This window comes from uncultured Kiloniella sp. (assembly GCF_937128705.1).
GTDB lineage: Bacteria > Pseudomonadota > Alphaproteobacteria > Kiloniellales > Kiloniellaceae > Kiloniella.
Map to the genome: position 1 here is coordinate 1 of NZ_CAKZMP010000284.1, position 9,025 is coordinate 9,025.

The window sequence follows — 9,025 nt, forward strand, 5'->3', positions numbered from 1 at the left end:
TCTTTCTCTGCGGACTTAGGAAAATTAAGTGCGGTTATCAGGACGATGGCTTGTGGCGGGATCAAGGCTGTATTTGTCTGTTATCCCTGATAAGGCGTGAAATCACAATAACTTGAAAGTCTAGCAACATTATTGCTGGTCATGGTTACGGGTTTTGTAACAACTCAAACTATGAATTGAGCGCATAAAAAAACAGCAGCGAGAAGTTTGTTCTCACTGCTGTTTACACCATTATCCGCTTAATCGTTCTGTAGTAAGTGCACCAAACTGGATGTATCCCAGCGGTTACCACCACGACCTTGGACTTGGGCGTAGAACTGATCGACAAGATGAGTTACGGGTAAACGTGCGCCGTTTCGCTTTGATTCTTCGAAACAGATACCAAGGTCTTTGCGCATCCAATCGACGGCAAAGCCAAATTCGAACTCGCCCTGACACATAGTCGATCCTCGGTTTTCCATTTGCCAGGAACCGGCGGCCCCTTTGGAAATCACGTCGATAACCTTTTCCATATCCAGATTGGCTTTTTGACCGAAGTTCATGGCCTCACTGAGGCCCTGCACGAGGCCAGCAATAGCAATTTGATTGACCATCTTCGTCAATTGTCCTGAGCCAACAGGCCCCATAAGAGTGACAGCTCGCGAGAAACAATCGGCAACGGGTTTTATACGGTCAAAGGCGGTTTGTTCGCCACCACACATAACTGTAAGGACCCCATTTTCAGCACCAGCCTGACCACCAGATACAGGAGCGTCGATAAAGTGGATGGATTTTTCACGGGCGATAGCATCAAGTTCGCGGGCAACATCTGCTGATGCTGTTGTGTGATCGACCAGAATTGTATCTGCGCTCATACCGGCAAAGATACCGTCATCGCCAAGAACAACAGAACGCAGGTCATCATCGTTCCCAACACAACAGAAAACGATTTCCGCGCCCTCTGATGCGGTACGGGGTGTTGAGCCACTGCGACCACCATGTTCCTTAGCCCAAGCGTCGGCTTTGGCACTCGTGCGATTGTAAACGCTGACGTCATGCCCCTTCGCGGCTAGATGCCCTGCCATTGGGTAGCCCATAACACCCAGACCGATAAACGCGACTTTTGCCATAATCTTGCTCCGTAATTATTTGCTTCCCCAGAAAATTTAATCAAGGAGATAGATTTTCTGGGGTGTTTCAATGAATTGGGAAGAGCTTAGAAACTTGAAAGAGATTGGGCAAGGGGCAGCAAGAATTGTCCTCTAAAACAAAGGGACAATTCATATGATGGATAAAGGTATTTATTTATCTTCGATCCATAATTTAAACAGGGTTCTTGGCTGAATTATACTTTTAGTTTTTTCGTTGAAACGATTTGATTAATTACATTCATTAACTGTTCGAAATCGACAGGTTTCGCGACATAATCGTTCATGCCGGCGTCGATATATGTATCCCGATCACCTTTCATGGCGTTCGCGGTAACAGCAACAATGGGGACTTGCGATTTGGGCCCGTTCATCGCCCGGATCACCTTCGTGGCCTCAATCCCGTCCATTTCTGGCATCTGTATGTCCATGAGAATGATGTCTGGAACTTGATGTTTAAGGTACTCCAATGCTTCTAGTCCATTAAAAGCAATGTCAGGTTGATGTCCGCGTTTTGTAAAGAACTTAGATAACAACATCTGATTTATTTTATTATCTTCTACGATGAGAACATGTAGCTGTTCATCAGCAGACAAGGATACATTTTCTGTCGGTTGTGCTGATAATGTTTCTATCTCGTGGTCAGTCGATTTTGCGCCCGTAAGAGGTGGCAAATCATGATTCTGACCTGATTCTGGTATTTCCATAGGAACGGTAAACCAGAATGTACTTCCCTTTCCGGGGGAGCTTTCTAGCCCGATTTCTCCGTTCATCTGTTGGCTTAACCGCTTTACAATAGACAAGCCGAGGCCAGCCCCACCGTGTTTTCTGGATGCAGATCCGTCGGCCTGAGTAAAGCGCTCGAATATACGTTGCTGATCTGCTTCACTGATACCAATGCCCGTATCTTCGACGGAACACTTGACCCATTGGATGTTTCCAGAACGAGGTTTATGAGGGGTAACGGTTACTTTGATATGCCCTGTATCTGTAAATTTAATTGCATTACCAACAAGGTTAAAGAGAACCTGCCTTAATCTGGTCGGGTCGTTGCGCACCCAGTCAGGAAGCTCGGGATCTATTTCAGAAAGTAACGTTAAATTTTTGGAAGACGCCTTCGGTTTTTGCGCAGAGGTTACTGATTCAATAATCTCTGAGAGGCTAAAGTCAGTGATTTCCAGTTGACTGACGCCAGCTTCTAGTTTTGAGATATCTAAAATATCGTTGATGAGCAATAATAGATGGTCAGCTGAATTCTTGATGGATTTTGTGTAATCCAGCTGTTCTTCGTCGAGTTTACTTTCCAAAAGCAAGTTGGTCATGCCCACGACACCGTTCATTGGTGTGCGTATTTCGTGGCTCATGGTGGCAAGAAACTCTGACTTACTTCGACTTGCCTGTTCCGCCTCTATTTTTGCAGCGCGCAAATTCTCTTCTGTTCGCTGCCTTTCAACAACTTCTTCTTCCAATCTGTCATTGGTTTCTTGCAGCCAATGGGTTCTGTCGCGGACCTTATCTTCCAAATCGCTTTGATGCTGGCGGATTTCTGTTTCCATAGCATCGAAACTTTCTAATGCAAGCAATAGCTCATTAGATTGTGTTTCTGGAATTGTTTCCGTTGAAAGTGTCTCGCTTCTCTTCAGGGCATTTATTTTGTTTCGAAGAATGCCCAAAGGATTGATCACGATACGATGGAGCGAAAAAACCATGAAAATTAAGGCAATGGCAAAAAAGGCGGCAAAAAGTTGTAATACCGTTGAAATTGCGAATTGTCCTTTGCTTAGTATTTCCATTTGATGTGGATGAACCAAACGCATTAATTTCACGTCATTCATGGCAATGATATCGACGTAGGAATAGAGCATGCCGTTTTCTTGATCGTCGAACAGGCCGATTGCGCCGGGTTGTAGAGAGTTTGATATAACGTCGACGGGCAGATTTTGGTCTTCTGAAATACTTTGATCCAGATTGAAAACGGTGTTGAATTCTGCGTTGAGATCTTCGGCAATTTTTGCCATACGACTTTGATCTAGAAAACGCCCGGTGATGGCAATACCCCGGGCAGGACCATCTTGATTACTTTTGAGTATCGGGTGCGCTGCGATCATCATTGGCCCCCGTGTTGTCTGGGCAAAACCTGCCATACCACTATTTGCAACAATAGCCTGGGGTGACAAGACAGATTTGGTTTTTTTGTCGACAAAAGTGACATCCAGATCTGTGAAGCTGTCAGCCTCTTTGTCAAACCAGCGGCCCCAAACGATATCGTTGTTCATATCGTAAAAGGCCATCATGTGTATGTCAGTTAAAAGAAAAGTTTCATCCGGGGCACTGCCAGAGATAAAATCAGGATCTTTTGTGACCATATACTCATAGGTATCGTCCCAAACACCCCAATCACTGGAATAGATCTTTAGATCTTCCAGTTCATCATCGAGTGTATTTTGTATTTGCTGCGATCGGTGAATGGTATTCTCACGATCAAGATAGGCAAATTCCGGTTCAACAACAGTTTTCAGGATAGCGGCACTGGTGGCGATCAAAACGAGAAATAATACGGCCAGAAGAGAACCAATTTTACTCTGAATCGACATAATTTTTTCAAACCTTTACACGTGATGAATTTTATAACGCACGCTGTAGTTTTGGAAATTTTGCGGATCAGGTAGCAAAACTTCTATTTTTAATCAGGACAATTATATAATTTTTTGTTTTAATAAATTGTTTCTATTTTGGCGAGTGCCTGAAAAGGGAGTAATACACAGCTATGTCTGTTTTTTATTTCAGCAACAGGTTGGAAAATATGGAATGATTCCCAATTACTTGGAAGGGATATGGGTGAATTTTCCTTCAATTGGGATTTTAACGTCATATGAATTTTCTCTAATTCAGCTAAGTTACATCCAATAGAAAGATCTTTTATAAGTTGTGCCGAGGCTTTGCAAAGAGCACAGGATTGCGCTTTGTAACCAACTTCTGAAATCAGATCGCCATCAATTCGTAGGTCGAGCGTGATACGATCGCCACAAAGGGGATTGTTATGAACTATAGTGTGATTAGGGTTTTCCAAGCGACAATCACCCATGGCAGCAAGACGCAAAAGCTTTTTATTATAGAGATCGTCATCAGACATTAATTCGCTCATTTTGTGAAACTCGTCTCGCGTAGGTTGGATAATGCTTCGGGCGTATCTATATCTGAAAGTACAGATGTATTATCCATAATCACTTCTTGTAGGTCTTCTGGATAGTTACCTAAAAGGTGCCTTGCCCCGCTATCACCTTTTAAATTAAGCATCTCTGGGATAAAGCTTTTGTTCCATAATACGGGGTTGCCGCGTTTCCCTTCGAATGTTGGCACACAGACCGCGGCCCCATTTTCAGGGTCATAAGCTTTGATCAATTGATTCAGTTGTGTGCCATTGATCGACGGCATGTCCCCTAAACAGATCAGGACTGCATCACTATCCGCTGGTACTGCCATTAATCCTTTTATCAAAGACGTACTCAGCCCATCGGTGAAGTCAGGATTGTGAACGTATTCAACATCATTTTGGCTCAGGGTTTCCTGTACCAACTTGGCTTCGTGTCCTGTTACAACAATTGTATGATCGACCTGGCTCTCGCCAATATTATCTGCAACCCATTTTACAAGGGGTTTGCCGTGCCATTTTTGGAGGAGTTTATTTTCCGGTCCCATCCTTCGAGACTGCCCTGCTGCCAAAAGAATAGCGGTTACTTTGGGGGCGTTATGAGAGATTTCGGAAGGTATTTGTTCTCTTGGTTGTGGGCGTGTCGGAATTTCAGAGAGCAACCCGCCGCACCCCATTTGCATGATTGTATTCCGGTTGACGTTCAACCCAGCAAGAATACGCTGCAAGATCCAGTCAAATCCATTTAGCTTAGGTGATCTGGCGCAACCGGGTAAGCCGATGATCTTACACCCCGAATGATTGCCCAGCAAAAGTAAATTTCCCGGATCTACAGGCATTCCAAAATGCTCTATGTCGCCACCCGAAAGCTCTAGCCCTTTGGGCAGGGCATCTTGTCTGTCAACAATTGCTGAAGCGCCAAATATCAGGATGAGGTCGTGATTACTCTTGCGTAGGGTGTTAATGGCTGTGGCAATTGCGGTGGGGGTATGATCAACAATAGTTGTCTCTGAAAGTTCATTCGCACAGGACTTGAGGCGCTGGTTCACAACCATCTGTGTTTTTGCCAGGACAGATTTTTTTGTTTGCGGTAATTGGGTCAGGATAAGGCCCGTTTTAAACCTTTTGAAGGGATGGACGGTAAGTTGAGCTAATCCTTTGGTTTGTTCCAGAGCTTGCGATGGGGCAGCTAACGGAATGATTTTTGCTGTGGCCACGAGCTGATCCGGATGGACAACACTATAGGGTGAAAGCGTCGCAAGTGTGATGGCCTCGTCGACTGAATTAATCTTATCAATATCTTGTGGAGTGGTTTCAAAAACACCGTGTTCTGTACTGTAAATGTTACAGCGCCCTGTAAAGGCCAGGCTTGTTTTGACGCCTCTGCCAGAAACAAACTGCCCAAGCTGAGCGGCGGCAAGGTCTTCGTGAATGTCGTGTTCTTCTAGCCGGATTGTGGTGATGGTTGCAATGTCTGACATCAGCAGATCATTGATGTCAGATGATGTCAGATGGTGCCCTTTGCCCAAACGACCTTTGTGACTGTTGATCGAATGCGCCAGATAGGTGCCTTCCGCATCCCCGGTTTTGATTTCAGCGTAGATCACGTCCTGTCCCCATGACGGAGGTCTTTTGTAATTGAGGCTAAAATGGATACAGCAATTTCAGCGGGGTTTTTTGCCCCGATATCCAGCCCAATCGGACCTTCTATCCGTTCAAGGTTATTTAAATTTTTCAGACGATCAAGCCGTTTGGCGTGGGTTCTCTTACTACCTAAGGCGCCGATATAAAAGGCGTCAGACTGTAGTGATGCTACCAGCGCGGGGTCGTCCAGTTTGGGGTCATGAGTAAGCAAAACAACGGCAGTTCTGTGATCAGGTTTGAGAACTTCCATGGCCTCGTCTGGCCATTCGTTGGTGATGTTGCAATTCGGAAAGCGGGTCTTGTTACCAAATGCACTGCGCGGATCAATAAGAATAACCTCGTAACCCGCTGATTGTGCCATGGGTACGAGGAATTGTGATATATGGACGGCACCAACGATAATCAGACGTAGAGGCGGATTGAAAACTTGGATAAATGTTTCGCTGTTTTCAGTCGCGTGAACATATGATTTGTCGTCACGTACAGCTGATTTCAGGATATCCAATAAGGGATGATCTGCATCTGGTCTTTGGGGATATACTAGCTCCTGTTCACCGCTTTTCAGGTCTGTGAGTAAAACGGTGGTTTCCTTTGCCGATTTAGCGCGGTTTAGTTGATCGAGTGTTATGCGCTTCATGCTGCTTCCAATCGTTCAACATATACCTGAATGGTCCCGCCACAGGCCAAGCCAACGTCCCAAGCCTGTTCATCGTCGACACCAAATTCCAAAATACCGGCTTTGCCGTGGTCCATAATTTCTAGGGCTTCTTGAATCACAGCACCTTCGATACAGCCACCACTGACAGAACCAAGCATGGTCATGTTCTGGTCTATGATCATTATGCTGCCAGCCTGACGCGGTGATGATCCCCATGTTTTAATAACGGTTGCCAGAGCAACCTGGCGACCTTCGTCTAGCCAACGAGCTGCGGTTTTCAATAGGTCTTCAGCAGATGTTTCACTTACTTGTGGTTCAATCATTCTTGGTGGTCCGTTACTGTGCGGGGCGTCTGGTATTTTGCAGGCTTTCGATCAAACCTTCCAGACTATTTATATTGTGAGCACTTCTAAATTCATCAACATGGGGCAGCATTAATTTAATTCCGCGGGCCTTTGCCTGAAATGCGTCGTATCTGAGCAATGGGTTTAGCCATATGAGCTTTCGACAGGATTTGTGTAAGCGATCCATTTCCAATGCAAGATCGTAGGCGCCATCCCTCTCTAAACCGTCGGTGATCAAAAGAACATTTGCGCGTTGACCCAAAACACGACGTGACCAGTGCTGATTGAAATCGTGTATAGCGCTGCTGATCCGTGTTCCCCCTGACCAGTCATCTATTTGTTGTCCGACCGCGGCGAGGGCTTCATCGACGTCCTTATATTTCATCTGTCTGGTGATGTTGTGTAATTCAGTACCAAAGGTGAAGCTATGGATACGGTCGCGAGCAGAACTAAGGCTGTGAATGAAATGGAGCAACATTCTGCTGTATTCACTCATAGAGCCAGAGATATCACAGAGAATGACCAGTGGTGCTCGCTGTACCTTTTTTGCTTTATATTTCAGCTCAATAATATCTGCACCACGTTTCATTGATGCCTGCATTGTTTTGCGGGTATCAATACGTTGCTTCTGTACGGATGGAGAAAAGCGTCGAGTGGTGATTAGCTCAGCAGGTAGTTGCAAACGTTTAATGAGCTCCAATGCTTTTTGCTGTTCTTCGGCACTCATTTGTTCAAAGTCTTTATGGCGAAGCACTTTCTCGTCAGAGCTGGTGAGCCTAGCGTCAAACTCGACCTCTAATTCTTCGTCCTCTTTTTCTTTTGGGGGCTGGTTCTTTTGTTCTGGCGCGAATGCCTGACTCACCCGCTTGAGGGCTTTGTCTTTTTCGTCTTGTGGCGCGTTTTCAAGGAAGGTGGTTGGCAACAGCAATGACATTGCCCGTTCCAAAAATTCGGGGTTGCGCCAAAAGATGTGAAAGCATTGATCAAAAATCTCTTGTTGATCTCTGCTGGTAATAAAAAGGCATCGGAAGGTGTCATAGATATCGTCACGCCTTGTTAGCCCAGAAAATTGAATGGCCTCTATTGCTTCCAAAACACGCGTTGGCGGAAGGGAAATCCCTGCCTTCCTGAGGGTTCGGGCAAAGTGGAGAATATTCTCTGCCAGATAACCTTTATCATGGGGCGTGTTGCGTTGTGAGCTTTGTTGAACCATAAGGCGTTACCCTATTTGATCCATCTCTGTTTGTACTTTCCTTAAAATTTCTGAAGCTTCACTGCCCTGAATACGGCTTATGTCATCCTGATATTTCAAAAGAACACCTAAGGTATCACTGACGATTTCTGGTGCCAGCGAGACGCGATCCAGCTGTGTTAACGCATTGGTCCAGTCAATGGTTTCTGCAATACCGGGCTGTTTAAAAATTTGAGGGTTTTTGCGTAACTCCTGAACGAAAAGAACAACTTCATTACTGAGCTGTTCGGCTGCATCCGGTGCTTTGAGTTTGAGGATCTCAAGCTCTCGTAGGGCATCAGGATAATCAACCCAATGATAAAGGCATCGACGTTTTAAGGCGTCGTGAATTTCCCGGGTTCGATTAGATGTGATGATGACAATTGGTGGCTCTTCTGCCTTGATTGTTCCAAGCTCGGGAATAGTAATCTGATAGTCAGAGAGCACTTCCAATAAATAAGCTTCAAAAGCTTCGTCTGCACGATCCAGCTCATCTATAAGCAAAACGGGGCTTTTGCCATTGTGGCTTTCCAAAGCTTCCAGCAATGGACGCTTTATTAAAAACTCTGGACCAAAGATATCCTTGGATAACCCCGCGCGATCTGTCGCCCCTGCAGCTTCAGCAATACGGATTTCAACCATTTGCCGGGTATAGTTCCATTCATAAACGGCGGTGTTTATATCAAGGCCTTCATAACATTGAAGACGTAGTAAAGGCCGATCCAGAGTTGCAGAGAGTACTTTTGCGATTTCAGTCTTTCCAACCCCGGCTTCACCTTCGAGAAACAGCGGGCGTTGCATGTTCAAGGCAAGGTGAATCACCGTGGCAAGAGAACGGTCGGCGACATATTTTCCGTTGGCTAAGTTTTG

Annotated in this window: 8 protein-coding genes; all 8 read right to left on the reverse strand. The window is 45.4% G+C overall.

What is annotated here, in order from left to right; all coding sequences use genetic code 11:
- Positions 1–239: 239 nt before the first annotated feature.
- Positions 240–1,109 (reverse strand): NAD(P)-dependent oxidoreductase, encoded by an 870-nt coding sequence (locus Q0241_RS14465; protein ID WP_299378717.1) that lies wholly within the window; start codon positions 1,107–1,109, stop codon positions 240–242.
- A gap of 215 nt (positions 1,110–1,324) precedes the next feature.
- The gene (locus tag Q0241_RS14470; protein ID WP_299378718.1) at positions 1,325–3,721 is read right to left on the reverse strand and encodes an ATP-binding protein; all 2,397 of its coding nucleotides are present in this window, start codon (positions 3,719–3,721) and stop codon (positions 1,325–1,327) included.
- Between the two features lie 119 nt (positions 3,722–3,840).
- Positions 3,841–4,260, reverse strand: coding sequence for an iron-sulfur cluster assembly scaffold protein (locus Q0241_RS14475; protein ID WP_299378720.1), 420 nt, complete (start codon positions 4,258–4,260; stop codon positions 3,841–3,843).
- An 8-nt stretch (positions 4,261–4,268) separates the two neighbouring features.
- Positions 4,269–5,885, reverse strand: a complete 1,617-nt coding sequence (locus tag Q0241_RS14480; RefSeq protein ID WP_299378722.1) for a molybdopterin-binding/glycosyltransferase family 2 protein — start codon at positions 5,883–5,885, stop codon at positions 4,269–4,271.
- Positions 5,882–6,559: an XdhC family protein gene (locus Q0241_RS14485; protein WP_299378724.1), complete on the reverse strand. Its 678-nt coding sequence runs from the start codon at positions 6,557–6,559 to the stop codon at positions 5,882–5,884. The genes Q0241_RS14480 and Q0241_RS14485 overlap by 4 nt, the downstream gene beginning before the upstream one ends.
- Positions 6,556–6,903, reverse strand: coding sequence for an XdhC family protein (locus Q0241_RS14490; protein WP_299378726.1), 348 nt, complete (start codon positions 6,901–6,903; stop codon positions 6,556–6,558). The genes Q0241_RS14485 and Q0241_RS14490 overlap by 4 nt, the downstream gene beginning before the upstream one ends.
- A gap of 13 nt (positions 6,904–6,916) precedes the next feature.
- On the reverse strand, positions 6,917–8,137 hold the full coding sequence (locus tag Q0241_RS14495; RefSeq protein WP_299378728.1) for a VWA domain-containing protein: 1,221 nt from the start codon (positions 8,135–8,137) through the stop codon (positions 6,917–6,919).
- Between the two features lie 6 nt (positions 8,138–8,143).
- A partial coding sequence (locus Q0241_RS14500; RefSeq protein ID WP_299378730.1) for a MoxR family ATPase occupies positions 8,144–9,025 on the reverse strand: 882 nt, incomplete at its 5' end.